The sequence below is a fragment of the Ferrovibrio sp. genome (assembly GCF_017994015.1).
Classification (GTDB): domain Bacteria; phylum Pseudomonadota; class Alphaproteobacteria; order Ferrovibrionales; family Ferrovibrionaceae; genus Ferrovibrio.
Map to the genome: position 1 here is coordinate 24,471 of NZ_JAGOLP010000004.1, position 25,785 is coordinate 50,255.

Consider the following 25,785-nt stretch of genomic DNA (forward strand, 5'->3'; position numbering starts at 1 on the left):
TGTGATCCATTTGTGAGTACATTTCAAGGGGGCGTTTAGACCAGCAATTGCGCCAGCAGGCGGGCGACATGTACCGCTTGCCGGCTGGTGCCATCGGCAATCTGGTGCCGGCAGGAAGTGCCGTCCGCCACCAGGATGGCATCGGGTGCCTTGCGGATGGCCGGCAGCAGGCTTAATTCGGCCATCTGCATCGAGATGTCGTAATGCTCGGCCTCATAGCCGAAGCTGCCAGCCATGCCACAACAGGAAGATTCGATCAGTTCCGGCTTGGCGCCGGGAATCAGCTTCAGCACATCCAGGATCGGATTGACCGCGCCGAAGGCCTTTTGGTGGCAATGGCCATGCAGCAGGATCGGCTGCGCTGCCGGTTTCAGTTTCGGCGCAAAACGCCCGGCCTTGGCCTCGCGGGCGAGGAATTCCTCAAACAGCATGGCCTGGCCGGCCACGGTTTCGGCCTTGGGGCCAAAGCCGAGCGACAAGGCTTCATCGCGCAGGGTCAGCAGGCAGGAAGGCTCCAGGCCAACTATGGCAAGACCGGCTTCGGCCAGCGGCAGGGCGGCATCCAGCAGCGCGCCCAGCCTGGCCTTGGCGGCGTCGATCATGCCGGCAGCCAGATAGGTGCGGCCGCAGCAATGCTGGCCGCCGGCTTTTTCCAGCAGATGCAGTGTATAGCCGGCAGCTTGCAGCACTTGGGCAGCCGCCAGGGCATTCTCGCTTTCGAAAAAGCCATTGAAGGTATCCACAAACAACACCACGCCCTTGGCGCCGGCGGCGATGGTGGCGGCTTGATCAGCAAAGCCCAGATCCTGCGCGCTGCGCCAGAAGGTGTCGCTGCGCCAGCGCGGCAGGCTGCGCCGGGCGGAAAGGCCCAGCAAAGTCTCGCTCAGTTTCGCCGCGCCGGGTATCTGGTCGCGCAGATTGAACAGCCAGGGCAGCCGGCTGGCGCTGGCGGCATAATCCGGCAGATGCGCAATCAGCCTGTCTTTCAGTGAATGGCCATGGCGGGCTTTGTAATGGCCCAGGAATTCCAGCTTCATCTTCGCCATGTCAACGCCGGTGGGGCAATCGCGCTTGCAGCCCTTGCAGGAGACACAGAGATCCAAAGTCTCGCGCATCGCCTCGCTGGTGAAGGCGTCCGGGCCAAGCTGGCCGGAAAGCGCCAGCCGCAAAGTGTTGGCGCGGCCACGGGTCAGATGCTGCTCGTCGCGCGTGACACGATAACTCGGGCACATCGTGCCAGCATCGAATTTACGGCAATGACCGTTGTTGTTGCACATCTCCACGGCCATCGCCAGGCCGCCGGTGCTGTCGCCGCCGCTACCCGGCGGCGTGGTGGCTTCGGTCACGGCATCGGCTTGCAGATTCCATGCTGACCAATCCAGCTTGGGCTTTAGCGCGATACGGCGATAGGGCTTGGGCGCGGCTTCCGAGGGAAAGCGGAACAGGCTCGCATCGTCCATCTTCGGCGGGTCGATGATCTTGCCCGGATTGAACAGGTTGAGCGGATCAAGCTGCTGCTTGATGGCGCGGAAGGCATCATTCAGCTTGGGGCCGAATTGCCACTCGATCCATTCGCCACGGCACAGGCCGTCGCCATGCTCGCCGCTATAGGCGCCCTTGTACTTCCGCACTAAGGCGGCGGCTTCCTCGGCGATGGCGCGCATTTTAGCTGCGCCGCCTTCCGGGCCGGCGCGGCGCATATCCAGGATCGGGCGCACATGCAGTGTGCCCACCGAGGCATGGGCATACCAGGTGCCGCGTGTGCCATGGCGGGCAAACACCTCGGTCAGCGCATCGGTGTAATCCGCCAGATGTTCCAGCGGCACGGCGCAATCCTCGATGAAGCTGACCGGCTTGCCGTCGCCTTTCAGGCTCATCATGATGTTGAGGCCGGCTTTGCGCACTTCCCACAGGTTTTTCTGCCGCGCATCATCGGGCATTTCCACCACGCTGCCGGGCAGGCCGAGATCGCCCATCAGTTCCACCAGCTGGCGTAATTTGGGCAGCAAAGGCTCGCGGCTGTCGCCGGAAAATTCCACCAGCAGGATCGCCGCCGGGCGGCCGATCAGCGCGGTTTCCATGGTCGGGCGGAAAGCCGGATTGGCCAAAGCCAGTTCGATCATGGTGCGATCAACCAGCTCCACCGCCGTGGGGCCAAGCTTGACGATATGCTGCGCCGCTTGCATGGCAGCGCGGAAGGTGGGGAAATTCACCACGCCCAGAACTTTAGCGCGCGGCAATTCGGCAAGTCTCAGGGTCAGGCTGCGGGTATAGGCCAGGGTACCTTCGGCGCCCACCAGCAGATGCGCCAGGTTCACACTGTTGTCGGCGGTGTAGGGCCGTTCGCTCTGGTTATCGAAGATATCCAGATTGTAACCGGCGACGCGACGCATCACCTTGGGCCAATGCGCGGCAATCTCGCCGGCATAACTGCGTGCCAGGGCTTCGGCGAAGATGGCGATTTCGCGGGCAGCGCTGCTCAGTTGCGGCACCGGGCCAAAATCCAGCAGGCGGCCATCCGACAGCCAGGCACTGATGCCCTGCACGTTATGCACCATGTTGCCATAGGCGATGGAACGCGAGCCGCAGGAATTGTTGCCGGCCATGCCGCCCAATGTGGCCTGGGCCGAGGTGGAAACATCCACCGGATACCACAGGCCATGCGGCTTGAGCGCGGCATTCAGATGATCCAGCACCATGCCGGGCTGCACCGTCACCTGCCGCTGCTCCACATCCAATGCCAGGATGTTGCGGATATGCTTGGAATTGTCGATCACCAGGGCGGTGCCGGTGGTCTGGCCGCATTGGCTGGTGCCGCCGCCGCGTGGCAAGACCGGCACTTTCATGTCACGGGCGATGTCGATGGCGCTGGCAATATCGGCTTCGGTCTTCGGCACCAGCACACCCACCGGCATGATCTGGTAGATCGAGGCATCGGTGGCATAACGGCCGCGCGAGGGCAGGTCGAACAACACCTCGCCTTCAGTTTCGTTTTGCAGCCGGCGGGCCAGCAGGTCACTGGTATCGGTATGGTGCTGTGGGGCAGCAGACATCACTTCACGCTTTCAGGTTTGCCGGATAAATCTCGCCGGCCCGCAGCAGGTCCAGGATGGTGTCACGCTTGCGATACAGATGCTGCACCAGCAGGGCTTTCATTGCCGCCGCATCATGCGCTGCCAGAGCCTCCACCATCTGCTCATGCTCCTGCACCGCCAATTGCCACTTGGTCTCATTCTGGTTGGTGCGGAAACGCAGCGACTGCACCCGCGCATTGATGGCGCGATAGGCATTGCCCAGTACCGGATTGCGCGCCGCATTGTTGATCGCAGAATGAATCCGCGCATTGATGCGGTAATAGCCGGAAAGATCACGGCGCGCGAAACAGGCCATCATCTCGTATTGCAGGGCGCGGATTTCGGTCAGTTCGGCATCGGTGATGCGTTGTGCCGCCAATTCGCCAGACATGCCTTCCAGCATCGCCAGTACTTCGAAGGTGTTCAGCACATCGGCTTCGGTCAGCTTCACGGCGATGGCACCGCGATTGGGCAGCAGGTCCACCAGACCCTCGGCGGCCAGCAGCTTGATCGCCTCACGCAACGGCGTGCGTGATACGCCCAGGCGTTCACAAAGTTCGCGCTCATTCAGCTTGGCGCCGGGCTGGATCAAACCTTCCACCAGCATGGTGCGCAGCCGCGCCGCCACCTGATCATGCAATCCCAACCGGGGGATCTCTACAATATCAGCCATGGCCTGCCCCTTGTTTCAGCTGCCGGACCAGCGCGGTGTCCGCTTGGCAACAAAAGCGGCAACACCTTCGCGGAAATCTTCGCTGCCGTAAACCTGGCGGACCAGATCGGCATCTGCAGCTTGCGCGTCATTGCCCAGGCGGCGCAACGCTTCCTTGGTGGCCTGCAAGGTCAACGGCGCCAAGCCCGCGATATGGCCAGCCAGGGTGGTGATCCGTTCCTCCAGCGCATCGGGCGGCACGATTTCCACATAGCCAGATGGTAGCGTTTCGGCTTCAGGCATTTCGGCTGCCAGCAGCATGCGGCAGACCCAGGCTTGCCCCAGCTTGAGGCACAGCCGGCGCAGATTGGCAGCGGAAAGGCAATTACCCAGCGTGCGGCCAATCGGCACGCCAAAGCGGCTGCCCGGCGTGGCAAGGCGCAGGTCGCAGGCATTGGCCAGTGCCATGCCGCCGCCCACGGCCCAGCCCTCGATCACAGCAAGGGTCGGTATCGGCAGGCTTTCCAATGCGCCAACAAACTCATCCACGCGCTTTTCGTAGGCGATGCCATCCTCACCTGAATTGAAATGCTGGAACTGCTCAATGTCGGTGCCGGCCACAAAGGCCTTGCCGCCAGCGCCGCGCAACACCGCCACGCGGATCGCCGGGTTGGCGGCAATGGCGGCGCAGGCGGCGGCAAGCTGCTCATACATCGCCCAGGTCATGGCATTACGCGCCGCCGGGCGGTTGAAGGTGACATGGGCAATGGCGCCATCCAGCACTAGATCGGTGCTGCCGGCTGGATCGCCCGGGCTCATGGCAAAAATGCTCCGCCGGCTCGCAGCCGCTGGCGCGCCGCTTCATCCAGGCCCAATTCGTCCAGGATTGCCTCGGTATGCTCGCCCAGCAGCGGCGGATGGCGCCGCACCTGCTGCGGTGTGCCGCGCAGCTTCACCGGAAAGCCGATATTCGGCACGCTGCCTTCAATGGGATGCGCGATTTCCATGCGCATCTGGCGTTCGCGGCCCTGTTCGCTGGCATAGGCCTGCGGGTAGCTATACATGGTGCCGGCCGGCAGGCCGGCGGCCAGTAATATGTCCACCCATTCATCCGAAGTCTTTTCAGCGAAAGTCTTTTCCAGTTCCTCGATCAGCACCGGGCGATTGGCCAGCCGCGCCGGATTGTCGATGAAGCGCGGGTCGGCGGCCAAATCCTGACGCTGCATCACATCACAGAGTTTGAGCCACAGTTTCTGATTGGTGGCGCCCATCACGAACCAGCCATCCTTGGAGCGCACCGCCTGATAGGGTGCACTCATCCGGTTGGCGGTGCCAACCGGTTCCGGCTCGCGGCCGGTGCCCCAATATTCCGCCGTGTCCCAGATCGAGAAGGCCAGCGCGGCATCAAACAGGGCGGCGTCGATATATTGGCCCTCACCACCATTCTTCACGCCAATATAGGCGGCCAGCACGGCATAGACGGTGAACAGGCTGCAACCGATATCGGCCACCGGCACGCCGGCCTTCACCGGCGGGCTGCCGGGATGGCCGGTCACGCTCATCACGCCCGACATCGCCTGGGCCATCAGATCAAAGCCCGGCCGGTCGGCCCAGGGGCCGCTCTGGCCAAAACCGGAAATGCTGGCATAAATCAGCTTGGGATTAAGCGGACGCAGATCGTCATAGCCGCAGCCCAGCTTGCGCATCACGCCGGGGCGGTAATTCTCCACCAGGATATCGGCGGTTTTCGCCAGGTCGTGAAACAATTCCCGGCCAGCCGGGCTTTTCAGGTTGATCGCAATCGAGCGTTTGTTGCGGTTCATGTTGAGGAAGCCCAGGCTGTCATTGCCCTTGAGCTTGAAGCCCATGGCGCTGCGGGTCTGGTCGCCGCTGCCGGGCGGCTCGATCTTGATCACATCAGCGCCAAGATCGCCCAGCAACATGCTGCAAAACGGCCCCGCCATCACCTGGCTGACATCCAGCACCCGCACCCCTTCCAGCGGCAGCGGGCGCGGCTTTTCGGCGGTGGCGTTCATTCCTTAGGCTCCGGCCTGCTGCGCCAGATAATCCATCGCCGCCTGCACGCCGCCCTTGTTATGCGGCAGCTTGGCCAAGCCCAGGCCCATTTCCACCCCGGCCAATGCGCCCAGGATGGTCAGGTCGTTGGTATCGCCCAGATGGCCGATGCGGAAGACACGGCCCTGCACCTTGCCCAGCCCGGTGCCGAGCGAGATGTCAAAATGCTCCAGCGCCACCTGGCGGAAATCATCGGCATTATGGCCTTCCGGCAGCAGGATGGCGGTGAGCGACGAGGAATAATCCTCTGGCTTGCGGCACAGGATTTCCAGCCCCCAGGCGGTGACGGCACGGCGCGTCGCCTCGGCATGGCGGTCATGGCGGGCAAACACATTCTCCAGGCCCTCTTCATGCAGCATGTCGATGGCTTCGGCCAGGCCGTAAAGCAGGTTGGTGCCGGGTGTGTAGGGGAAAAAGCCCTTGGCGTTATGCGGCAGCATTTCCTCCCACGACCAGAACAGCTTCGGGCTGCGCGAGGCCTTGGCGGCGGCCAGCGCCTTGTCGGAAAGCGCGTTGAACGACAGGCCGGGCGGCAGCATCAGGCCCTTCTGCGAGCCGGAAATGGTGACATCCACACCCCATTCGTCATGCCGGTAGTCAATCGAGGCCAGCGAGGAGATGGTATCCACCATCAGCAAAGCCGGATGCCCTGCCGCATCCATCGCCTTGCGGATCGCCGCAATGGGCGAGACGCAGCCGGTGGAGGTTTCGTTATGCACCACGCAAACCGCCTTGATCGCCTGCGCCTTGTCGTCGCGCAGGCGGGCCTCGATGGCGTCCGGATCGGCACCGGTGCGCCAGTCACCGGCGATGAATTCGGCATCCAGCCCCAGCTTGCCGGCCATGTTTTTCCAGAGTGTGGCGAAATGCCCGGTTTCAAACATCAGCACCTTGTCGCCGGGCGACAGCACATTCACCAGCGCCGCTTCCCAGGCTCCGGTGCCGGAAGCCGGGTAGATCACCACCGGATTGCTGGTGCGGAAGATGGTTTTCATGCCTTCCAGCACGCGGCGGCCCAGTTTCTGGAAATCCGGGCCGCGATGGTCGATGGTCGGCATGTCCATGGCGCGCAGAATCCGCTCCGGCACCGGGGTGGGGCCAGGGATTTGCAGAAAATGACGCCCTGCCTTGCGTGCGGCATTGCTGGCCATGATGTTGTTCCGTCCTTTTTTGTTTCGTTTGAACGCTACGCTACTGACCGGTTAACAATCCTGCCCGGCAAAAAATGCATTATGAATGCAAAATCCTGATACCTCAACTGCCTGGTATGCTGCCGATGCTGGGATCGCCATAGAACCATTGCGTCGGCGCCAGTGCCAGCCAGGGCACATAGGTGCAGATCATCAGCACGGTCAGCAGCACCACCAGGAAGCCGATATTGGCCTTGGTGGTTTCCCAGATATCCGATTTGGCAATGGAGCATGAAGCGATCAGCACTGAGGCGACCGGCGGGGTTTGCTGGCCGATGGCCAGGTTAAGGGTCAGCACCAGGCCAAAATGCACCGGGTCGATGCCCACCTCCTGGATCAATGGCAGCACCACCGGCACGGTGAGGATGATCGCCGCGGCCGAATGCAGGAACATGCCCAGGATCAGGAACAGGATGTTGAGCAGCAGCAGCACCATATAAGGATTGGTGGTGAAGCTGGAGATCGAACGCGCCAGAGCCTGCGGCACCTGGCTTTCGGTGAGGAAGGTGCCGACCAGGGCGGAAGCCGCCACCAGCAGCATCACCACGGCGGTTTGCAGCGCGCCATCCACCAGCGCCTTGTACAGCGCCTTCAGATCCAGTTCGCGGTAGATCACGATGGAGATGAACAGGGCTGCCACCACTGCCAGTGCGGCGCCTTCCGTCGCGGTGACAAAGCCGCCGAAAATGCCGCCCAGGATGATCACCGGCAGCATCAGCGCCCAGGCTGCTTCCTTGGTGGCCTGCACCAGATTGCTCCAATGGAATTTCTGCTCCACCGGAAACTTGTATTTCAGCGCATAGATATAGCTGGCCACTGCCAGGCCGAAGCCGCCGAGCAGGCCGGGCAGCAGGCCGGAGATGAACATCTTGACCACCGAAACCTGGGCCATCACGGCATACAGGATCATCGGGATCGACGGCGGCAGGATGATCGCCAGGCTGGAAGCCGAGGAGGTGACGGCGGCGGCGAATTCTTTGCTATAGCCACGGCTTTTCATTGCCGGAATCAGCAGCGAGCCAAGCGCCGCCACGCCAGCCACCGCCGAGCCGGAAATCTCGGCAAAGAACATCGAGGCGCCAACCGTGACCATGGCCAGGCCGCCGCGAATGAATCCCAGCAAGGCGGTCGCCAGCCCGATCAGGCGGCGCGAAATGGACGAGGAATTCATCACCCCGCCGGCCAGGATGAAGAGCGGGATTGCCAGCAGCGGGAAATTGGTGGCGCCCTCATACATCACCAGCGCGGTATTCACCAGCATGTCGCTGCCCTGGCTGGTCCAGATCGCCACCACGGCCACAACGCCCAACGCAATGGCGATCGGCACATTCAGCAGCACCAGGGCGAACAGGCCAACCAGCATATAGAGCATGATGCCAGACATCAGCGCTGCCCTCCCTTATCGGCCGGATTGCCGTTTTCCAGATTCTCCAGGGCCTCCTTCAATTCATGATCTTCAAAGCCGCCGCCGCGCGCCGCTGCCAGAACATCGGGCAGGCGCAGCAATTCGGCGATGATGAACAAAATCGCCGTCACCGGGATCACCGATTGGGTTATCTGCAATGAAACCCCCGGCAGCGACACCATTGTGCTGCCTTTGAGAATATCCACCACCTCAATGCCGGTGACAGCCAGCAGAATAAAAAAGCCGATCACCACGGCTTCGGCAAACAAAGCCGCTGCAACGCGCAGGCCACGCGGAAAGGCATTGACGATGCCGGGAAAGCCGATATGGGCGCCACGCAGGGCGGCCAGCGCACTGCCGTAATATGTCAGCCAGCACAGGCCGATGGATGCAATTTCGTCATACCACACCAATGACAGGCCGATGGCGCGAAATACAAAGCCCATCACGATGACGATGGTGAGCGCCGCCATCAGGAAGGCGGAGATCACTTCCAGCAAGCGGTCATAGCCGCGCCGGAAAGGCAGCAGCGGCGCAGGGTAAGCAGAGGTGGCGGACATGCTTTGGCTTTCAAAAATCAACGTGACGGAACTAAATGGCCCGCCGGTTTATATCGGCGGGCCATGTCGTGTCGGATCAGGAGCCGCCCTTGACCAGGCTCAGTGACTTGTCGACCAGTTCCTTGCCGCCCGGCACTTCCTTGGCGAACTGCTCATAAACGCCCTTGCTGGCGGCAACAAAAGCGGCCTTGTCCACCTCGTTGATGGTGATGCCGGCGGCCTTCATCTTGCCGAGCAACTCATCATCCAGCTTGGCGGCAATATCCAACGCCACTGGTTCCATTTCGATAGCGGTGTCTTTCAGCGCCTTCTGCACATTGGCCGGATATTTGGCCCAGGAGCGGCCGGCGGTGAGATAGGCCGGGGTGTAAACATGGCCCGACATGGAGAGATATTTCTGCACTTCCTGGAAGCGCGACGGATAAATCTGCGCCAGCGGATTTTCCTGGCCATCCATCACGCCGGTCTGCAAGGCTACAAACACTTCCGATAGCGCCATCGGGCTGGGTGTTGCGCCATAGGCCTGGAACATGCGCACCCGCCACACACCCTGCGGCACCCGCAGCTTGATGCCCTTCAGGTCATCCGGCTGCTTGATCGGGCGTTTGCTGTTGGTGATATGGCGCACGCCGTTTTCCCAAACGGCGATGATGTCGTAACCCTGCTTGGCGGCAATCGGTACCAGCGTGGGCTTGATCACGGCCTCGCGGATGCGCGCGGCATGGCCACGATCCTGCACCAGATAGGGCATTTCGAACACGCCGAATTCCGCCGCCACAGTGGTCATTACAGTGGAGGGCAGCGCCAGGTCGACGGTGCCGAGCTTGAGCTTCTTGAGCAATTCGGTATCGCCACCGAGCTGGCTTGAGCCATAGGTGGTTACCTTGGCGGCATTGCCCAGTTTGGCATTGGCGCGTTTGGCATATTCCTGGCTGGTCACGTCAAACAGCGAGCCCGGCTCGCCGACATGGCCGAGCTTGATTTCCAGCGTCTGGGCGCTGGCGGCAGCGGCAAACAGGGCTGTACCGAGAAAAGTGCAGGCGAAGCGGACCATCTGTCCCATTGGTTCCTCCTTGGGGTTTCCTCAAAAATTTTTGGGCCCGAAGGGCCGGTTGCCATTGCTACAGGCGTTGATCGCGAACCTGGCTCCCGGTGCCAGGGGTAATTTTGAATTATGAATGCAAATTATTTCGACTTTGGCAAGGCAATACTGTTTTATTGTCTCACGCTTGTGTTGTTTCGCCGTTTCGGAGCCGATCATGACCGACCTCAGCCTGGCCGCCGCGCGCCAGATTCTCGATACCGCTCAATTGCATGGCCGCAAGGCCGGGCTGAAGCCGCTGGCAATTGCCGTGCTGGATGCGCGCGGCGCGCTCAAGGCCTTTCTGGCCGAGGATGGCACCAGCCTGAAACGCGCCGAGGTGGCGCAGGGCAAGGCTTTTGGTGCCCTGGCGCTCGGCCTTGGCTCGCGTTCGATCCACAAGCGCGCCCGCGAGCAGGATTATTTCATCGCCGCCGTCAGCCATGTGGTGGGCGGCGCGCTGGTGCCGGTGCCGGGCGGGGTGCTGATCCGCGATGCCGGTGGCGCTGTGATCGGCGCGGTGGGGATTTCCGGCGATACATCGGATAACGACGAGGCCGCCGCCATTGCCGGCATCCAGGCTGCCGGCCTGGCGGCCGATCCGGGCGTGGATTGAACCGATGAGCGGCATGCTGGCCGGCAAGCGGGTGGTGATCACCCAGGCCGATACATTCATGGGGCCGACGCTTTGCGCGGTCTTTGCCGCCCATGGCGCCGTGGTGATTGCCGATGATCGTGTGCTTGCCGACCCGGCCTTGCCGGCGCAACTGATCGCGGCTGCCGGGCATGTGGATGTACTGGTGGCCAATCTGGCAATTCCGGCGCCTAGCACCCCGGCGGTGCAGGTGCAGGAAGATGAATGGCGCATGGCCTTCGCCCATATGGTCGATCCGCTGCCACGGCTCTGCCGCGCCGTGCTGCCGCAGATGCTGGCGCGCCAAAGCGGCAAGATTCTGCTGATGGGCAGCGCCTCGGCTTTGCGCGGCATGCGCAATGCCTCCACCTACAGCGCGGCGCGCGGCGCACAACTGGCCTATATCCAGGCTTTGGGCGTGGAAGTGGCGCCGCAGCAAGTGCAGGTCAACGCCATCGCGCAGAACTTTGTTGATAACCCGACCTATTTTCCAGAGAGCGTGCAGCAGAATCCGCGTTTCCAGGAACGGCTCAAACGCGAGGTGCCGCTTGGCCGCCTGGTGGCGCCGCAGGAAGATGCTGAATTCGCCGCCTATCTATGCAGCCCGGCCGCCAATTGCTTCGTCGGCCAGATATTCCCGGTCTGCGGCGGCTGGGCGCCACGCTGAAAAGCCGCTAATTTTGCCGGCGAATCAGCCCGAGGGAACCGCCATGATCCATGTTGTCGCCGTCATCACCGCCCAGCCCGGCCAGCGCGCCGCCCTGCTGGAACTGTTCAATGCCAATGTGCCGGCAGTGTTGGCCGAAGCCGGCTGCATCGAATATGGCGCGGCGGTGGATATCGATGCCATCGGCAAGGCGCAGGCGCGGTTTGGCGATGACAGCTTTGTGGTGATCGAAAAGTGGGAAAGCATCGAGCATCTGCGCGCCCATGCCGTGGCGCCGCATATGCAGGACTATGCCGCCAAGGCCAAGCCGCTGATCGCCAACCGCGCCATCCATGTGCTCGGCCCGGCCTGACGCCATAAAACAAATCCCGGCACGATAAATCTATGACCAGTTACGATGTTGTCATCATCGGCGGCGGGGTGATCGGCTCGTCCGTGGCCTATCACCTCAAGGCGCTGGCGCCGCAGCTTGGCGTGGCGGTGGTGGAGCGTGATCCGAGCTACAAGACCGCATCTTCGGCGCTTTCGGCTTCCTCGATCCGGCAGCAATTTTCCACCCCGGTGAATATCGCCATCTCGCGCTTCGGCATCGAATTCCTGCGCCGGCTGCCTGAGGTATTGGCAGTGGATGGCGAGCAGCCGGCCATCGGCCTGGTTGAGCCTGGTTATCTCTACCTCGCCACGTCGGCCGGTGCGGCGGTGCTGGCGGAAAATAACGCTATCCAGCGCGCTCATGGCGCCGACATCGCATTGCTGACGCCGGATCAATTGGCGGCGCGTTTTCCCTGGCTCGCCACGGGTGATCTGGCATTGGGCGCGCTGGGCCTGCGCGATGAAGGCTGGTTCGATGGCTATGGCCTGTTGCAGGCTTTCCGCAACAAGGCACGCGCGCTCGGCGTGGTCTATATGGCGCAGAATGTTGTAGCGCTGGAGCATGCCGCCGGCCGCGTCAGCCGTGTGAGGCTGGAGAATGGCGACAGCCTGACCTGTGGCCATGCCGTCAATGCCGCCGGGCCGCATGCCGGCAAGCTGGCCGCCATGGCCGGCCTGGATTTTCCGTTGGTGCCGGAGCGGCGCTGCGTGTTTGTGTTTTCCTGCAAGGACAGCCTGCCTGATTGTCCGCTGCTGATTGATACATCCGGCGTCTGGTTCCGCCCGGAAGGCGCTTATTTCATTGCCGGGGCGCCGCCGCGTGATGGTGATACACCCGAGCAACATGCTTCGCTTGAGGTTGATTACGGGCTATTTGAAGACGTGGTGTGGCCGGCTCTGGCCGAGCGCGTGCCAGCCTTCGAGGCGATCAAGTTCGTCAATGCCTGGGCCGGGCATTACGACATGAACCTGTTCGACCACAATGCCATTATCGGCCGCGCGCCGGGCTTCGAGAATTTTTATCTCGCCAACGGCTTCAGCGGCCATGGCATGCAGCAATCGCCCGCCGCCGGGCGCGGCGTGGCCGAACTGATCCTGCATGGCGGCTATCGCAGCCTGGATCTTTCCGAACTTGGCCCGGAGCGCCTGCTGCGCAACCAGCCGATCATCGAGAAGAATATTATCTAGCGCAAAGGCGGGAGCTTCGCGGCTGCCTCGCTCATCCCCGTCGTCATGCGCGGACTTGATCCGCGCATCCCTTTCTGCCCGGTCGGCTGAATTTTTGTCTGGCAAAAAACAGATCGCCGGGTCAAGCCCGGCGATGACGAACGAGAGGGCAATCCGGCTTCAGCCGATGCTCCAGCGCAGCGGCTGCTCGGCGGCGAATACCACCAGGCGGTCGCTGCCGAGCGGGATTTCGGCAGGCTGTTGCTGTGTAGCCTTGCGCAAGGTCAGCTTGCCGCTATTCACCGGCAGGCCATAGAAGCGCGGGCCGTTCAGCGAAGCGAAGGCTTCGAGCTGGTCGAGCGCACCTTCCTCCTCAAACACCTGGGCATAACACTGCATCGCCGTGGGCGCGTTGAAGATGCCGGCGCAGCCACAGGCGGCTTCCTTGGTATGCGCGGCATGCGGCGCCGTGTCGGTGCCGAGGAAAAAGCAGGCATCGCCCGAGGTGGCGACGCGGCGCAAAGCCAGCCGGTGTTCCTCGCGCTTGGCGATCGGCAGGCAGTAGAAATGTGGCCTTATGCCGCCGGTGAAAATATCCGTGCGGTTGATCATCAGGTGATGTGGCGTGATGGTGGCTGCCAGTTGCGGCGCATGTGCCTGCACAAAAGCCGCCGCCTCGGCGGTGGTGATATGCTCCATCACCACTTTCAGTTCCGGAAAATCCTGTAGCAGCCGGATCAGGATCTGGTCGATGAACACCTTCTCGCGGTCGAAGATATCAACACTGTGGTCGGTCACCTCGCCATGCAGCAGCAAAGGCATGCCGATCCGTTCCATCATCGCCAGAACCGGGCGGATTTTGGCGATATCGGTCACACCATGCTGTGAATTGGTGGTGGCCCCGGCCGGATAGAGCTTGGCTGCCACCCAGGCGCCGGTTTCATGGCCGTGGCGGATTTCCTCGGGCGCGATTTCGTCAGTCAGGTAGGCGGTCATCAGCGGCTGGAAATCGCTGCCGGCCGGCAAAGCGGCCAGGATGCGGTCGCGATAGGCCAGGGCCTGGGCCGCGGTGGTGACGGGCGGCTTGAGATTCGGCATCACGATGGCGCGGCCGAATTGGGCCGCCGTGTGCGGCACCACGGTGCCCAGCACGTCGCCGTCGCGCAGATGCGCATGCCAATCGTCGGGCTTGGTGATGACCAACTCGTTCGCGCTCATGATGCTCAAGGCTCCTGCAACAATTTTGTCCATTTTGGCAAAAAGCGCGGCTTACGGCCAGTGCGGGCGCGGGTATTGCGGGGCGTTTTATCCGCTTGCGGAAATGTTACTGGCTGCCTGTTCCGCCCGAGGCTAGGCTGGCTGGCAATTCGCCCCACCAATAAGAAGACATCCCGGAGGACAATCATGGCCAAGCTGAATGTGAATGGTCGCGTTGTGGAATACCAGGCCGAGGAGGATACCCCCTTGCTCTGGGTTTTGCGCGAGCAGCTTGGCCTGACCGGCACCAAATATGGCTGCGGCGTGGCGCAATGCGGCGCCTGCACGGTGCATGTGGATGGCGAGGCGATGCGCTCCTGTGCCATGCCGGCTGCCGGCTTTGACGAAAAGCAGAAGATCGTCACCATCGAAGGCCTGTCGCCGGATGGTTCGCATCCGGTGCAGAAAGCCTGGGCAGCGCTGGATGTGCCGCAATGCGGCTATTGCCAATGCGGCATGATCATGGCCGCTGCCGCCCTGCTCAAGAGCAAGCCGAAACCCACCGATGCCGATATCGATGCCGAAATCACCAATATCTGCCGCTGTGGCACCTATAACCGCGTCCGCGCCGCCATCAAGGCGGCGGCGGCCGGCTGAAGGGAGAGCAAGTCATGACCATGCTGAAACCGCTCTCGCGCCGCCATTTCCTCGCCGGTTCCGGCGCCGCCATCGGCGGGCTGTGTGTCGGCTTCCATATTCCGGCCCAGGCCAAGATGGCAAATGCCGGCGCCATGCCGCCCGAGATCAATGCCTGGGTGGTGGTGAAGCCGGATGATACCGTGGTGATCCGCATTGCCCGTTCCGAGATGGGCCAGGGCACACTCACCGGCCTGGCCCAGCTGGTGGCCGAGGAACTGGAATGCGACTGGTCGAAGGTGACCACCGAATACCCGACGCCGGGTCAGAATCTGGCGCGCAACCGCGCCTGGGGCAATTTCTCCACCGGCGGCAGTCGGGGCATCCGTGAATCGCATGAGTATGTGCGCAAGGGCGGCGCGGCGGCCCGCCTCATGCTGGTTCAGGCCGCAGCCGAACACTGGAAGGTGGCGGCGGCGGAATGTGTAGCCGCCAACAGCATCGTGACGCATCAACCCAGCGGCCGCAAATTACGCTATGGCGAACTGGCCGCCGCTGCCGGCAGGCTGCCGGTGCCAACCGACGTGGTGCTGAAAGACCCGAAGGACTGGAAAATCGCCGGCCAGCCGGTGAAGCGGCTGGATACGCTGGACAAGCTGACCGGCAAGCAGGTTTATGGCGCCGATCTGAAACTGCCCGGCATGCTCAATGCGGCAATCCGCGATTGCCCGGTTTTTGGCGGCAAGGTGAAAAGCGTTGACGAAGCCGTGGCCTTGCGCATGCCGGGGGTGAAGAAGGTGGTGCGGGTCGGCGACAGCGCCGTGGCGGTGGTGGCCGATAGCTGGTGGCGCGCCAAGAGCGCCCTGGATGCACTGCCGATCGAATGGGATGAAGGCCCGCATGCCAAGGCCAGCAGCGAAAGCATCGCCGCTTTCCTGCGCGAAGGGCTGGATGCCAAGGAAGCCGCCGTGGGCAACAAGCAGGGTGATGCGCTGGCAGTGCTGGCTTCGGCCAAGCGCACAGTGACGGCCACCTACGGCTATCCATTCCAGAATCATGCCTGCATGGAGCCGATGAATGCCACGGCGCTTTACACGGCGCAGAAATGCGAAGTGTGGACGCCGACACAGAATGGCGAGGCGGCGCTGGCAGCGGCTTCCGAAGCTGCCGGCCTGCCGCCAGCGCAATGCGAAGTCTACAAGCTGCATCTCGGCGGCGGCTTCGGCCGGCGTGGCGCGGTGCATGACTGGGTGCGTCAGGCGGTGCTGATCGCCAAGGAAATGCCGGGCGTGCCGGTGAAGCTGCTGTGGTCGCGTGAGGAGGATATGCTGCATGGCCGCTATCATCCGATCACGCAATGCAAGATGACCGCGGCACTGGATGAGCAGGGCGAGGTGACCGCACTGCATATGCGTATCTCCGGGCAATCGATTCTGGCCGGCATCTTTCCGCAGAATATCCGCAACGGCGTCGATCCCGTGGTGTTCCAGGGCCTCAATCCGGGCGGCGCAGAAGCCGCCATCGGCTATACTTTCCCCAACCTGCTGATCGACCATGCCATGCGCAATCCGCATGTGCCGCCGGGCTTCTGGCGCGGCGTCAACCTGAACCAGAACACCATCTACCTGGAATGTTTCATCGATGAACTGGCCCAGGCCGCCGGCAAGGACCCGCTGGAATTCCGCCGCAAGCTGATGGCAAATCATCCCAAACATCTGGCGGTGCTGAATGCGGCGGCGGAAAAGGCCGGCTGGGGCAAGCCGGCGCCTGCCGGCGTGTTCCGTGGCTTGGCGCAAACCATGGGCTTCGGCTCCTATGTTGCCGCCTGTGCCGAAGTCAGCGTGTCGAAAGCCGGGCAGATCAAGGTGCATCGTATCGTCGCCGCCACTGATCCAGGTTATGTGGTCAATCCGCAGCAGGTTGCGGCCCAGGTCGAAGGCTCTTTCGTTTATGGCCTGACGGCGGCTTTGCATGGCGAATGCACGGTGGCCAATGGCCGTATCGAGCAGGAGAATTTTGATACCTATCCGATGCTGCGCATGGACGAGATGCCGGCGGTGGAAACCGTGACGGTGCCATCGGGCGGTTTCTGGGGCGGTGTGGGCGAGCCAACCATCGCGGTGGCGGCGCCGGCGGTGCTGAACGCGATTTTTGCCGCCACCGGCAAGCGTATACGCACCCTGCCGCTCAAGCATCACGACCTTAAATCGGCGTGAGGCTGCGCTATGGTATTGCTGCGCTGCTGATGATGCTGGCCGAGCCAGTGGCAGCGCAGCAAATACAGGCGGCAGCGCAGCAAATCCAGGTGGTGCAGGATGGCATCCCGCTGGCTTTGGGCGGGTTTGCTGGCGATGCACAGCGCGGCCGCGCTATCGTGGCGGATCGTCAGAAAGGGCTATGCCTGCTCTGCCATAACGGGCCGTTTCCGGAGCAGCGTTTCCAGGGCAATCTGGCGCCCAGTCTGGCCGGCGCCGGCGCGCGCTGGAATGTGGCACAGTTGCGGCTGCGCATCGCCGATAGCCGCCGTCTCAATCCGGCCACACTGATGCCGTCCTATTACCGCACCGACGATCTGGTGCTGGTCGGCAAGGCCTGGGCCGGCAGACCGGTGTTGAATGAACAGGAGATCGAGGATGTGGTCGCCTTCCTTGCCACCTTGCGGGACTGAAACCATGCCGAGCCGGCGCCGGCTGCTGGGGGCTGCGCTTTTGCTGCCGGTATTCTCCATTGTGGCCCACCCGGCGCGGGCCACGCCGGCAGCCATGCAGGCGGCGATCCGTGAACTGGTAGGCGAAGCGCCGTTGCGCCAGGGCCGCATCAAGCTGGAGATTGCGCCGCTGGTGGAGAATGGCAATACCGTGCCGGTCACTTTGCAGGCCGACAGCCCGATGACTGCCGCCGATCATGTGCGCCGCATGGCTTTGTTCACTGAAGCCAATCCGCAGCCGCAGGTCGCGGTGTTCCATCTTGGCCCGCGTGCCGGCCGTGCCATGGTTTATACCCGCATGCGGCTGGCAACCTCGCAGGCGGTGACGGCGATTGCCGAGATGAGCGATGGCAGCCTGTGGCAGGATAGCGCACAGGTGATTGTCACACTGGCTGCCTGTGTGGAGGGCTGAACATGGCGCGCGCGCTGATCAACTTTCCCCGCAATGCCCGCAAGGGCGAGGTGATCGAGATCAAGACCATGATCTCGCATGTGATGGAAACCGGCTATCGCCCCGGACCGGATGGCACAGTGGCGCCACGCGACATCATCCGCCGCTTCACCTGCCATTATGCCGGCGAGGAAGTGTTCCGCGCTGATCTCTATCAGGCCATCGCCGCCAATCCGTTCATTGCCTTCACCACCATCGCCACCCAGAGCGGCACGCTGAGCTTCACCTGGGAAGGCGATAACGGCTTCCGCCAGAGCGAAACCATGGCCATCATCGTGGCATGAAACGTCTGGTTTTTCTGCTGCTGTTGCTGGCCGGGCCGGTGCAGGCCGATGAGCGCCGCTCGGGCTTTGCCGATATGAGCCGCGAAACCCAGGCGATGCAGCAGGATGATGCGCTCAATCCAGCCATGTTGTGGGTGGCGGAGGGCGAGGTTTTGTGGAACAGCGGCTCGCCTGCTTGCGCCAGTTGCCATGGCGCGCCGCAAGCCATGCGCGGCGTGGCGGCGCGCTATCCGGCTTATGATGCGGCCAGCGAAAAGGTTTTTGATCTGGCGCGGCGGGTAAATGCCTGCCGCAGCCGGCATCAGGGCCAGGCGCCGTTTGCGCCGGAGAGTGACGAGATACTGGCGCTGACGGCGCTGATCGGCCAGCAATCGCGCGGCCTGCCGTTGGCGCCGCCGGATGATGCGCGACTGGCGCCGCATCGCCAACGCGGCGCGATGCTGTATCGCCAGCGCATCGGGCAACTGAATTTCTCCTGTGTGCAATGCCATGACGACAATGCCGGCCGCCGCCTGGCCGGCAGCATCATCCCGCAGGGCCACCCGACCGGCTATCCGCTTTATCGCCTGGAATGGCAGGGCCTGGGTTCCTTGCAGCGCCGCTTGCGCAATTGCATGATCGGCTTGCGGGCCGAGCCTTTTGCCTATGATGCGGATGCGATGATCGAACTGGAATTGTATCTTGTTGAGCGTGCGCGCGGCATGCCGGTGGAAACCCCGGCGGTGCGGCCATGAGCGATATCACGGAATGCGGCGCGTCACCCTTCCTGGCCGGTTTCCGGCTGGTGGATGTGGCGCTGGAAAACGGCATCCGCATCCGGGCGGCGCTTGGCGGCAGCGGCCCGCCCTTGCTGCTGCTGCATGGCCATCCGCAAACCCATGCCACCTGGCACAAGATCGCGCCGGCCCTGGCTGAACATTACAGCGTGGTTGCCGCCGATCTGCGCGGCTATGGCGATAGTGCCAAGCCGGATCCGGGGGATTATTCCAAACGCGCCATGGCGGCCGATCAGGTGGCGCTGATGCGCCGGCTCGGCCATCAGCAGTTCCGCGTGGTGGGGCATGATCGCGGCGGCCGTGTGGCGCATCGCATGGCGCTGGATTTTCCCATCCTGGTGCAGAAGCTGTGCGTGATCGACATCGCGCCCACTGCCACGATGTATGCCCGCACCGACAAGACCTTTGCCACGCGCTATTTCTGGTGGTTCTTCCTGATCCAGCCGGCGCCTTTGCCGGAGCGCATGATCGGCGCCGATCCGGAATTTTTCCTGCGCCACCATATCAACGGCCAGAGCAAGACGCCGGGCGCCACCGGGCCGGCATTATTCGCCGAATATCTGCGCTGCTACCGTGATCCGGCGACGATCCATGCGATCTGCGAGGATTACCGCGCCGCTGCCGGCATTGATCTGGAGCATGATGCTGCCGATGCCGAGGCGCGTATCCAGGCGCCTGTGCTGGCGCTATGGGGTGCCAAGGGGGTGGTGGGCGCGCTCTATGACGTGCTGCAAACCTGGCGCGAGAAAGCCGTGGATGTGCGCGGCCGGGCGCTGCCTTGCGGCCATACCTTGCAGGAAGAATTGCCCGAGGAAACGCTGGCCGAATTGCTGGCCTTTCTGGGTGAAAAAAAGGAGGGACGGGATGAAACTTTATAATCTGAAAGCCGGGATGAATCCGCGCCGCGTGCGTATTTTCATGGCCGAAAAGGGCCTGCATTGCGAGACGGTGGATATCGACATGGAGGCGGGCGAAAACCGCCGCCCGGAATTTCTGGCCAAGAATCCGCTCGGCACCCTGCCGGTGCTGGAACTGGATGATGGCACCATCATAGCGGAATCGATGGCGATCTGCCGCTATCTTGAGGAACTGCATCCGGAGCCGGCCTTGCTTGGCCGTACCGCCCTGGAGCGCGCACAGGTGGAGATGTGGAACCGCCGCATGGAACTGGAAATCCTGGTGCCAACCACCAGCGTGTTCCTGCACACGCATCCATTCTGGGATGGCCGCATCACGCAATATGGCGATTACGGCCAGAGCTGCCGCGACCTGCTGCTCAAGCGCTTTGCCTGGCTGGATGGTGAAATCGCTGGCCGCGACTACATAGCCGGCAACAGCTACAGCGTGGCCGATATCACGGCGCAATGCGCGCTGATCGTGGCCAAAGCTTGCAAGCTGCCGGTGCCGCCGGAACTGGCCCATCTCACAGCCTGGTTCGCCCGCGTCAGCAGCCGGCCGACGGCGCGGGCCTAGAATGTATTGCGATTAGATTGCTGGCGGCTTCAGGCAAATTCCGCACGGATCATGTCGGTATGCTGGCCCAAGGCCGGCACTGCGCCTTGCGCAATCTGCTGGCGGCCGGCCGGGCGCGGAATTGCCACTGCCTCGCCATTGGGCAATGTCACCTCGGCACGGCGCAAAGCCGGATGCTGCGACAGATCGGCCACGGTTGACACATTGCCCCAGGCAATCTGTGCCGCTTCCAGGCGGGTGATCATCTGCTGGCGCGTTTCGGCGGCAAAAACCGGCGCGATCTCGGCATCCAGCGCGGCGCGATTGGCCACGCGCGCGGCATTATCGGCAAAGCGGGCATCATCGGTCAGGTCCGGTCGCGCCAGGGCGGCGCAAAGCCGTGCCCATTCGGCCGGATTCTGGATGGCGATGACAATCTGGCCATCCTGGCAGGCGTAAGGCCGGTAGGGATATATCGAGGCATGCGCCAGGCCATGACGATGCGTCTCGCGCCCGGCTGCTTCCAGATGCAGCAGCGGCACGCTCATCCAGTCGGCCATGGTGTCAAACATCGCCACTTCGATCTGCTTGCCGCGCCCGCTGCGGCTGCGTTCGATCAGGGCTTCCAGGATCAGCGCATGGGCCTGCATGCCGGTCGCGATATCGGCCACGCTGACGCCGACCTTGGACGGCACATCCGGCGTGCCGGTGACGGCGCAGAGGCCGCTTTCCGCCTGCACCAGCATGTCGTAGGCGCGCATGGCGCGATAGGCCGTGTCCTGGCCATAACCCAGGATATCCACCAGGATCAGGCCGGGATTATGCGGGTGCAGATCGGCGGCACCCAGCCCAAGCCGGGCGGCAGCGCCGGGCGCCAGATTCTGCACAAACACATCGGCCTTCAGCAGCATGCGGCGCAGTATGCCTAGATCATCGGCGGCCTTGAGATCGAGCACGGCGCTCTGCTTGCCGCGATTGAGCCAGGCGAAATAGGCGCTGGTGCCTTGCACCGCCTTGTCGTAATGCCGCGCCGTCTCGCCCTCGGCGCGTTCGATCTTCACCACCCGGGCGCCGCCATCGGCCAGCCTCAGCGTGCAGACCGGCGCCGCCACCGCCTGTTCGATGGCTACAACCAGCAGGCCGTCCAGCGCACCCATGGTGTCAATACGAACGCGGCATGCCAAGCACATGCTCGGCCAGGAAACTGAGGATCAGGTTGGTGGAGATCGGCGCCACCTGATACAGCCTTGTCTCGCGGAATTTGCGCTCGATATCAAATTCCTCGGCAAAACCGAAGCCGCCATGGGTCTGCACGCAGGCTTCGGCGGCGGCCCAGGAAGCTTCGGCGGCCAGCATCTTCGCCATATTGGCCTCGGCGCCGCAATCCGCGCCGGCCTCGAACAATTCCGCCGCCTTGTGGCACATCAGTTCGGCAGCACGCATCTGCGCATAGGCGCGCGCGATGGGGAACTGGATACCCTGGTTCTGGCCGATCTTGCGGCCGAATACCACGCGCTCCTTGGCATAGGCGCTGGCTTTCTCGATGAACCATTTGGCATCACCGATACATTCGGCAGCAATCAGGATGCGTTCGGCATTCATGCCGGAGAGGATGTAGCGGAAGCCCTTGCCTTCCTCGCCGATCAGGTTCTCCGCCGGTACGCGCACATTGTCGAAGAACACTTCCGTGGTGGAATGGTTCATCATGGTGCGGATCGGGCGGATGGTCAGCCCGGCCTGGCGGGCCTGCTGCATGTCCAGGATAAAGACCGACAGGCCCTCGGTGCGCTTTGCCACCTTGTCCTTCGGCGTGGTGCGTGCCAGCAGCAGCATCAGGTCGGAATATTCCGCCCGCGAGGTCCAGATTTTCTGGCCGTTCACCACGTAGTGGTCGCCCTGGCGCTCGGCGAAGGTGCTGAGCGAGGTGGTGTCGGTGCCGCTGCCCGGCTCGGTGACGCCAAATGCCTGCAAGCGCAACTCGCCGCTGGCGATGCGCGGCAGATACTGCGCCTTCTGCGCCGCGCTGCCATGCCGCAATAGCGCGCCCATGATATACATCTGGGCGTGGCAGGCGGCGCCGTTGCTGCCGGAACGCTGCATTTCCTCCAGGATTGCCGCCGCCGCCGAAAGCGGCAGGCCGGCGCCGCCATATTCCTCCGGGATCAGCGCCGCCAGATAGCCGGCTTCGCCCAAAGCCTGCACGAATTCCTTCGGATAGGCCATCTCGCGATCCAGCTTGCGCCAGTATTCACCGGGGAAGCGGGCGCAGAGCTTGCGGATCTCGTCGCGGATTTCGGGGAAGCTTTCAGTTGGCTGGCGCATCTTAATACCCCAGTGACTTCGGCAGCCAGGTGACGATATCCGGGAAGGCGATCAGTGCCACCAGCAGGATCAGCATGGCAAGCACAAACCAGATCACCCAGCGCACGGTCTGTTCAATCGGCACACGTGCCAACCTGGCTGCCACCATCAGGTTGACCGCCATCGGCGGGGTGAATTGTCCGATAGCCACCATATAGGTGAGCAGCACGCCGAACCAGACTGGGTCCCAGCCGAAGCCACGCATGATCGGCAGCAGCAGTGGAACAAAAATCAGGAAGATCGACACGCCATCCAGCACCATGCCAACGAGCAACAGCACCACAACGATAACGGTCAGGGTGGCATAGGAGCCGAAGCCGGAAGCGGTCACCAGCTTGGCCAGCGGATCGATGATGCCAAGCGTTGAGACTGCATAGGCGAACACACTGGCCAGGCCCAGCACCACCATGACGATGCCCGAGGTTTCGGCCGCTTCCACCAGGATCGAACCGATATCGCGTATCCGGATGGTGCGATGGATCACCATGCCGACGAACAGGCCGTAGAACACTGCCACCACGGCGGCCTCGGTGGGGGTGAACCAACCAGCGCGCATGCCGCCCAGGATCAGGATCGGCGCCACCAGGCCCCAGCTTGCTTCATACAGCGAACGCCAGAAGGGCGGGCGCGGCTGGTTCTTTTCGCTGGCACCGAAGCCATATTTGCGCGACAGCCAGACAGCGGGCACCATAAGTGCCAAACCGGTCAGAATGCCCGGGATGATACCGGCGGCAAACAAAGCCGGCACCGAAGCGCCCGGCACCAGCACGGAATAAACGATAAAGGCTATCGAGGGGGGGATGATGATATCCACCGCCGCAGATGAGCCGATCACGCTGGCAGAGAAAGCCGGCGGATAGCCGGCACGAGCCATCGCCACCAGCATCACACTGCCCACGGCAGCGGCGGTGGCCGGGCCGGAGCCGGAAATGCCGCCAAGCAGCATGGCCACACTGATCGCCACCACCGGCAGCATGCCGGGGCCACGCCCGACCAAGGCAGTGGCAAAATTTACCAGCCGTTGCGCCACGCCAGAGCGATCAAAGATGACACCGACCAGGATGAACATCGGCAAGGCCAATAGCGGATATTTCGCCAGGCTGGGAAAGAAGTTGTTGGGAATCGACATCATGCCGAGATCGGCAAAGCCGATGCCGATGGCGCCGCCGAGCAGCAGGGCAACGCCGATGGGAACGCCCATCAGCATCAGGATGCCAAAAACCAGGAAGATGCTGAACGCGATCATGCCTGCCGCCGCACTTTGAGGAATTGCTGAACTGCCCGCAAGGTAAGCGCCAATCCGAGAACCGGCAGCCAGATACTGTACCACCATTGCGGTAGGCCAATGCCGGGTGAGGTGACTTCAAAGCGGTAATCATCGTAAGCAAAACGACTGCCCAGGCCAGTCAGAATGGCAAAAGCCAGCGCGCTCGCCAGGGCAGAGCATTGCGCCAGAAAGTGGCGCCGTTCAGCTGATCCGGTCAGAAAGAAGATCTCGATCCGGATATGTCGATCGCGGATCACGGCTGCACTTGCTGCCGCCATGGTCAGGATCACCATCAGCCCGGTGGAGATTTCCTCGGTCCAGGCAAAGGACTGGTCGGTGAAATAGCGCGCCAGCACATTAGCGAAAGTGATCAGGGCAAGCAGGCCTAGCGAGAAGCCGGCAAGCCAGTCTTCCCAGCGCAGCTTTTCGGCGGTTGGGGCCGCCGGGCCGGGTTGCGGTTTCATCGATGTCGACATCCGCGATGCCTCCTCACACGCTAGGTCTACGCTGGGGCTTTACGTTGGCTTTACGCACTCCCCGGATAAACAAAGGCCGGGATAAACCCGGCCTTTGCCGCTTGCGTTATCGGGCCGTGTGGCCGGATCAGGCCTTCTTGCGCGAAGCCGCCACGGCGGCTTCGGCCTGCTTCACCAGATCGGCGCCGATTTCCTTGGTCCACTTCTCATAGGCCGGCTTCACCGCCGCCTTGAACGCATCCTTTTCGGCCGCGCTCAGTTCGGTGACGGTAACGCCGAGGCCCTTTACTTCATTCACCAGGGCGAGGTCGCCCTGCACCAGGCCCTTGCGGGCGATGGCGATTTCCTGCTTGCCGGCATCCATGGCTGCCTGGCGCACGATGTCGCGGTCCTTGGCCGACCAGGAATTGAACACATCCTTGTTGGCGGCAAAGATCAGCGGATCGGCAACATAGCCCCAGCGGGTGACAAACTTCTGCGCCAGGTTATGCAGCTTGGCGGCGGTGAAGATGTGCAGCGGGTTTTCCTGGCCTTCCACGGCGCCGGAAGCCAGCGCCGGCTGGGCATCGGCCCAGCTCATCTGGGTCGGATTGGCGCCCAGGGCGGTGAAGGTGTCGTTGAAGATCGGCGAGCCGACAACGCGGAACTTGAGGCCCTTCATATCGGCCGGGGTGCGGATTTCGCGCTTCGAATTGGTCACTTCGCGGAAGCCGTTCTCGCCCCAGGCCAGCGGCACCACGCCGGCCTTCTCCACCAGGTCCATCATCTGCTTGCCGATCGGGCCCTGCACCAGGGCATCCAGGCCGGCATGGTCCTGCGCCAGGAACGGCATTGAGAACAGGTTGAGCTGCTTGAGCTGCGGCGACCAGTTGATAGTCGAGCCGATGGCGAGGTCGATCACGCCCTGGCGCATGGCGTTGAATTCGCGGGTCTGATCGCCGCTGACCAGCGACGCACCCGGATACATCTTGATGTTGATGCGGCCCTCGGTGCGCTCACGCACCAGGTTGCCAAGGATTTCGCCACCCTGGCCCCAGGGGAAGGGCAGGCCGACCACGGTGGAGAGTTTGTATTCGGCCTTGTAGCCGGCTTGTGCCCAGGCTTGGCGCAGACCGATCAGAGCAGGGGCGGCAACGAGGCCAAAGCTGGCAACGCCCGCCTTGAGCAGGGTACGACGATTCATCGGGTATTTCCTCCGTTTCCCAGATACACAGCGGAAGGTTCAGTCCTTCCAGTTCAAATGTTTACAAATGATTGCCCTAAACTTTGCACAGCTTCTGCGGCAATTCCAGCCCCTTGC

General features: G+C 62.7%; 26 protein-coding genes. 12 read left to right on the forward strand and 14 right to left on the reverse strand.

Annotation, left to right across the window (positions count from 1 at the left end; genetic code table 11):
- Nucleotides 1-35: 35 nt before the first annotated feature.
- From KBB36_RS03970 to KBB36_RS04005, 8 genes are all read right to left on the reverse strand, one after another.
- Nucleotides 36-3,053 carry an FAD-binding and (Fe-S)-binding domain-containing protein gene (locus tag KBB36_RS03970; RefSeq protein ID WP_290977199.1) on the reverse strand — a complete coding sequence of 1,006 codons (3,018 nt, stop codon included), beginning with the start codon at nt 3,051-3,053 and terminating at the stop codon, nt 36-38.
- A 4-nt stretch (nt 3,054-3,057) separates the two neighbouring features.
- A complete protein-coding gene (locus KBB36_RS03975; RefSeq protein ID WP_290977201.1) occupies nt 3,058-3,747 on the reverse strand; it encodes a GntR family transcriptional regulator in 690 nt (229 codons plus the stop codon).
- Between the two features lie 15 nt (nt 3,748-3,762).
- Nucleotides 3,763-4,545: an enoyl-CoA hydratase/isomerase family protein gene (locus KBB36_RS03980; RefSeq protein WP_290977202.1), complete on the reverse strand. Its 783-nt coding sequence runs from the start codon at nt 4,543-4,545 to the stop codon at nt 3,763-3,765.
- Nucleotides 4,542-5,762, reverse strand: coding sequence for a CoA transferase (locus KBB36_RS03985; RefSeq protein ID WP_290977203.1), 1,221 nt, complete (start codon nt 5,760-5,762; stop codon nt 4,542-4,544). The genes KBB36_RS03980 and KBB36_RS03985 overlap by 4 nt, the downstream gene beginning before the upstream one ends.
- Nucleotides 5,763-5,765: 3 nt before the next feature.
- The gene (locus tag KBB36_RS03990; RefSeq protein WP_290977205.1) at nt 5,766-6,953 is read right to left on the reverse strand and encodes an aminotransferase class V-fold PLP-dependent enzyme; all 1,188 of its coding nucleotides are present in this window, start codon (nt 6,951-6,953) and stop codon (nt 5,766-5,768) included.
- A 103-nt stretch (nt 6,954-7,056) separates the two neighbouring features.
- Nucleotides 7,057-8,376: a TRAP transporter large permease gene (locus tag KBB36_RS03995; RefSeq protein WP_290977207.1), complete on the reverse strand. Its 1,320-nt coding sequence runs from the start codon at nt 8,374-8,376 to the stop codon at nt 7,057-7,059.
- The gene (locus KBB36_RS04000; RefSeq protein ID WP_290977208.1) at nt 8,376-8,957 is read right to left on the reverse strand and encodes a TRAP transporter small permease; all 582 of its coding nucleotides are present in this window, start codon (nt 8,955-8,957) and stop codon (nt 8,376-8,378) included. The genes KBB36_RS03995 and KBB36_RS04000 overlap by 1 nt, the downstream gene beginning before the upstream one ends.
- A 76-nt stretch (nt 8,958-9,033) precedes the next feature.
- On the reverse strand, nt 9,034-10,020 hold the full coding sequence (locus KBB36_RS04005) for a TRAP transporter substrate-binding protein (protein WP_290977210.1): 987 nt from the start codon (nt 10,018-10,020) through the stop codon (nt 9,034-9,036).
- 196 nt (nt 10,021-10,216) lie between these two features.
- Between KBB36_RS04005 and KBB36_RS04010 the strand changes: the two genes are divergently transcribed.
- From KBB36_RS04010 to KBB36_RS04025, 4 genes are read left to right on the forward strand one after another with little or no spacing between them, the layout of a single operon-like run.
- On the forward strand, nt 10,217-10,654 hold the full coding sequence (locus KBB36_RS04010) for a heme-binding protein (protein WP_290977213.1): 438 nt from the start codon (nt 10,217-10,219) through the stop codon (nt 10,652-10,654).
- 4 nt (nt 10,655-10,658) lie between these two features.
- Complete coding sequence (locus KBB36_RS04015) at nt 10,659-11,339, forward strand: SDR family oxidoreductase (RefSeq protein ID WP_290977216.1); 681 nt, start codon at nt 10,659-10,661, stop codon at nt 11,337-11,339.
- A 43-nt stretch (nt 11,340-11,382) separates the two neighbouring features.
- Nucleotides 11,383-11,691, forward strand: coding sequence for a putative quinol monooxygenase (locus KBB36_RS04020; protein WP_290977219.1), 309 nt, complete (start codon nt 11,383-11,385; stop codon nt 11,689-11,691).
- A 32-nt stretch (nt 11,692-11,723) separates the two neighbouring features.
- On the forward strand, nt 11,724-12,899 hold the full coding sequence (locus KBB36_RS04025) for an FAD-binding oxidoreductase (RefSeq protein WP_290977222.1): 1,176 nt from the start codon (nt 11,724-11,726) through the stop codon (nt 12,897-12,899).
- Between the two features lie 159 nt (nt 12,900-13,058).
- Here the strand turns inward: KBB36_RS04025 and pyrC are convergent, their stop codons facing one another.
- Nucleotides 13,059-14,096 carry a dihydroorotase gene (gene pyrC, locus KBB36_RS04030; RefSeq protein ID WP_290977225.1) on the reverse strand — a complete coding sequence of 346 codons (1,038 nt, stop codon included), beginning with the start codon at nt 14,094-14,096 and terminating at the stop codon, nt 13,059-13,061.
- 186 nt (nt 14,097-14,282) lie between these two features.
- Between pyrC and KBB36_RS04035 the strand changes: the two genes are divergently transcribed.
- The 8 genes from KBB36_RS04035 to KBB36_RS04070 are packed head-to-tail and all read left to right on the forward strand — an operon-like array spanning nt 14,283 to nt 20,402.
- Entirely contained in the window at nt 14,283-14,732 is a 450-nt protein-coding gene (locus KBB36_RS04035; protein ID WP_290977228.1) for a (2Fe-2S)-binding protein, read from the forward strand.
- 14 nt (nt 14,733-14,746) lie between these two features.
- On the forward strand, nt 14,747-16,927 hold the full coding sequence (locus KBB36_RS04040; RefSeq protein WP_290977231.1) for a molybdopterin cofactor-binding domain-containing protein: 2,181 nt from the start codon (nt 14,747-14,749) through the stop codon (nt 16,925-16,927).
- Nucleotides 16,924-17,379 carry a sulfur oxidation c-type cytochrome SoxX gene (gene soxX, locus KBB36_RS04045; RefSeq protein WP_290977234.1) on the forward strand — a complete coding sequence of 152 codons (456 nt, stop codon included), beginning with the start codon at nt 16,924-16,926 and terminating at the stop codon, nt 17,377-17,379. The genes KBB36_RS04040 and soxX overlap by 4 nt, the downstream gene beginning before the upstream one ends.
- Nucleotides 17,380-17,383: 4 nt before the next feature.
- On the forward strand, nt 17,384-17,830 hold the full coding sequence (locus tag KBB36_RS04050) for a SoxY-related AACIE arm protein (protein WP_290977236.1): 447 nt from the start codon (nt 17,384-17,386) through the stop codon (nt 17,828-17,830).
- Nucleotides 17,831-17,832: 2 nt separating this feature from the next.
- Nucleotides 17,833-18,153: a thiosulfate oxidation carrier complex protein SoxZ gene (soxZ, locus tag KBB36_RS04055; RefSeq protein ID WP_290977238.1), complete on the forward strand. Its 321-nt coding sequence runs from the start codon at nt 17,833-17,835 to the stop codon at nt 18,151-18,153.
- Nucleotides 18,150-18,887, forward strand: a complete 738-nt coding sequence (soxA, locus tag KBB36_RS04060) for a sulfur oxidation c-type cytochrome SoxA (RefSeq protein WP_290977240.1) — start codon at nt 18,150-18,152, stop codon at nt 18,885-18,887. Before soxZ ends, soxA begins: the two co-directional genes overlap by 4 nt.
- Nucleotides 18,884-19,807, forward strand: coding sequence for an alpha/beta hydrolase (locus tag KBB36_RS04065; protein WP_290977243.1), 924 nt, complete (start codon nt 18,884-18,886; stop codon nt 19,805-19,807). The genes soxA and KBB36_RS04065 overlap by 4 nt, the downstream gene beginning before the upstream one ends.
- Nucleotides 19,794-20,402 carry a glutathione S-transferase family protein gene (locus KBB36_RS04070; RefSeq protein ID WP_290977245.1) on the forward strand — a complete coding sequence of 203 codons (609 nt, stop codon included), beginning with the start codon at nt 19,794-19,796 and terminating at the stop codon, nt 20,400-20,402. The genes KBB36_RS04065 and KBB36_RS04070 overlap by 14 nt, the downstream gene beginning before the upstream one ends.
- A gap of 29 nt (nt 20,403-20,431) precedes the next feature.
- Here KBB36_RS04070 and KBB36_RS04075 read toward each other — a convergent pair whose 3' ends face one another.
- The 5 genes from KBB36_RS04075 to dctP form a co-directional block, all read right to left on the reverse strand.
- Nucleotides 20,432-21,538 (reverse strand): CaiB/BaiF CoA-transferase family protein, encoded by a 1,107-nt coding sequence (locus KBB36_RS04075; RefSeq protein ID WP_290977248.1) that lies wholly within the window; start codon nt 21,536-21,538, stop codon nt 20,432-20,434.
- A 4-nt stretch (nt 21,539-21,542) separates the two neighbouring features.
- On the reverse strand, nt 21,543-22,703 hold the full coding sequence (locus tag KBB36_RS04080; RefSeq protein WP_290977251.1) for an acyl-CoA dehydrogenase family protein: 1,161 nt from the start codon (nt 22,701-22,703) through the stop codon (nt 21,543-21,545).
- A gap of 1 nt (nt 22,704) precedes the next feature.
- Nucleotides 22,705-23,988, reverse strand: a complete 1,284-nt coding sequence (locus KBB36_RS04085) for a TRAP transporter large permease (RefSeq protein WP_290977254.1) — start codon at nt 23,986-23,988, stop codon at nt 22,705-22,707.
- On the reverse strand, nt 23,985-24,473 hold the full coding sequence (locus KBB36_RS04090) for a TRAP transporter small permease (RefSeq protein WP_290977257.1): 489 nt from the start codon (nt 24,471-24,473) through the stop codon (nt 23,985-23,987). Before KBB36_RS04090 ends, KBB36_RS04085 begins: the two co-directional genes overlap by 4 nt.
- 139 nt (nt 24,474-24,612) lie before the next feature.
- Nucleotides 24,613-25,668, reverse strand: coding sequence for a TRAP transporter substrate-binding protein DctP (dctP, locus tag KBB36_RS04095; protein ID WP_290977260.1), 1,056 nt, complete (start codon nt 25,666-25,668; stop codon nt 24,613-24,615).
- Between the last annotated feature and the right edge of the window lie 117 nt (nt 25,669-25,785).

Excerpts from the sequence above, each read along its gene's own strand:
- KBB36_RS03970 (WP_290977199.1), bottom strand. The coding sequence starts at position 3,053 with ATGTCTGCTGCCCCACAGCACCATACCGATACCAGTGACCTGCTGGCC.
- KBB36_RS03975 (WP_290977201.1), bottom strand. The coding sequence starts at position 3,747 with ATGGCTGATATTGTAGAGATCCCCCGGTTGGGATTGCATGATCAGGTG.
- KBB36_RS03980 (WP_290977202.1), bottom strand. The coding sequence starts at position 4,545 with ATGAGCCCGGGCGATCCAGCCGGCAGCACCGATCTAGTGCTGGATGGC.
- KBB36_RS03985 (WP_290977203.1), bottom strand. The coding sequence starts at position 5,762 with ATGAACGCCACCGCCGAAAAGCCGCGCCCGCTGCCGCTGGAAGGGGTG.
- KBB36_RS03990 (WP_290977205.1), bottom strand. The coding sequence starts at position 6,953 with ATGGCCAGCAATGCCGCACGCAAGGCAGGGCGTCATTTTCTGCAAATC.
- KBB36_RS03995 (WP_290977207.1), bottom strand. The coding sequence starts at position 8,376 with ATGTCTGGCATCATGCTCTATATGCTGGTTGGCCTGTTCGCCCTGGTG.
- KBB36_RS04000 (WP_290977208.1), bottom strand. The coding sequence starts at position 8,957 with ATGTCCGCCACCTCTGCTTACCCTGCGCCGCTGCTGCCTTTCCGGCGC.
- KBB36_RS04005 (WP_290977210.1), bottom strand. The coding sequence starts at position 10,020 with ATGGGACAGATGGTCCGCTTCGCCTGCACTTTTCTCGGTACAGCCCTG.
- KBB36_RS04010 (WP_290977213.1), top strand. The coding sequence starts at position 10,217 with ATGACCGACCTCAGCCTGGCCGCCGCGCGCCAGATTCTCGATACCGCT.
- KBB36_RS04015 (WP_290977216.1), top strand. The coding sequence starts at position 10,659 with ATGAGCGGCATGCTGGCCGGCAAGCGGGTGGTGATCACCCAGGCCGAT.
- KBB36_RS04020 (WP_290977219.1), top strand. The coding sequence starts at position 11,383 with ATGATCCATGTTGTCGCCGTCATCACCGCCCAGCCCGGCCAGCGCGCC.
- KBB36_RS04025 (WP_290977222.1), top strand. The coding sequence starts at position 11,724 with ATGACCAGTTACGATGTTGTCATCATCGGCGGCGGGGTGATCGGCTCG.
- pyrC (WP_290977225.1), bottom strand. The coding sequence starts at position 14,096 with ATGAGCGCGAACGAGTTGGTCATCACCAAGCCCGACGATTGGCATGCG.
- KBB36_RS04035 (WP_290977228.1), top strand. The coding sequence starts at position 14,283 with ATGGCCAAGCTGAATGTGAATGGTCGCGTTGTGGAATACCAGGCCGAG.
- KBB36_RS04040 (WP_290977231.1), top strand. The coding sequence starts at position 14,747 with ATGACCATGCTGAAACCGCTCTCGCGCCGCCATTTCCTCGCCGGTTCC.
- KBB36_RS04050 (WP_290977236.1), top strand. The coding sequence starts at position 17,384 with ATGCCGAGCCGGCGCCGGCTGCTGGGGGCTGCGCTTTTGCTGCCGGTA.
- soxZ (WP_290977238.1), top strand. The coding sequence starts at position 17,833 with ATGGCGCGCGCGCTGATCAACTTTCCCCGCAATGCCCGCAAGGGCGAG.
- soxA (WP_290977240.1), top strand. The coding sequence starts at position 18,150 with ATGAAACGTCTGGTTTTTCTGCTGCTGTTGCTGGCCGGGCCGGTGCAG.
- KBB36_RS04065 (WP_290977243.1), top strand. The coding sequence starts at position 18,884 with ATGAGCGATATCACGGAATGCGGCGCGTCACCCTTCCTGGCCGGTTTC.
- KBB36_RS04070 (WP_290977245.1), top strand. The coding sequence starts at position 19,794 with ATGAAACTTTATAATCTGAAAGCCGGGATGAATCCGCGCCGCGTGCGT.
- KBB36_RS04075 (WP_290977248.1), bottom strand. The coding sequence starts at position 21,538 with ATGGGTGCGCTGGACGGCCTGCTGGTTGTAGCCATCGAACAGGCGGTG.
- KBB36_RS04080 (WP_290977251.1), bottom strand. The coding sequence starts at position 22,703 with ATGCGCCAGCCAACTGAAAGCTTCCCCGAAATCCGCGACGAGATCCGC.
- KBB36_RS04085 (WP_290977254.1), bottom strand. The coding sequence starts at position 23,988 with ATGATCGCGTTCAGCATCTTCCTGGTTTTTGGCATCCTGATGCTGATG.
- KBB36_RS04090 (WP_290977257.1), bottom strand. The coding sequence starts at position 24,473 with ATGAAACCGCAACCCGGCCCGGCGGCCCCAACCGCCGAAAAGCTGCGC.
- dctP (WP_290977260.1), bottom strand. The coding sequence starts at position 25,668 with ATGAATCGTCGTACCCTGCTCAAGGCGGGCGTTGCCAGCTTTGGCCTC.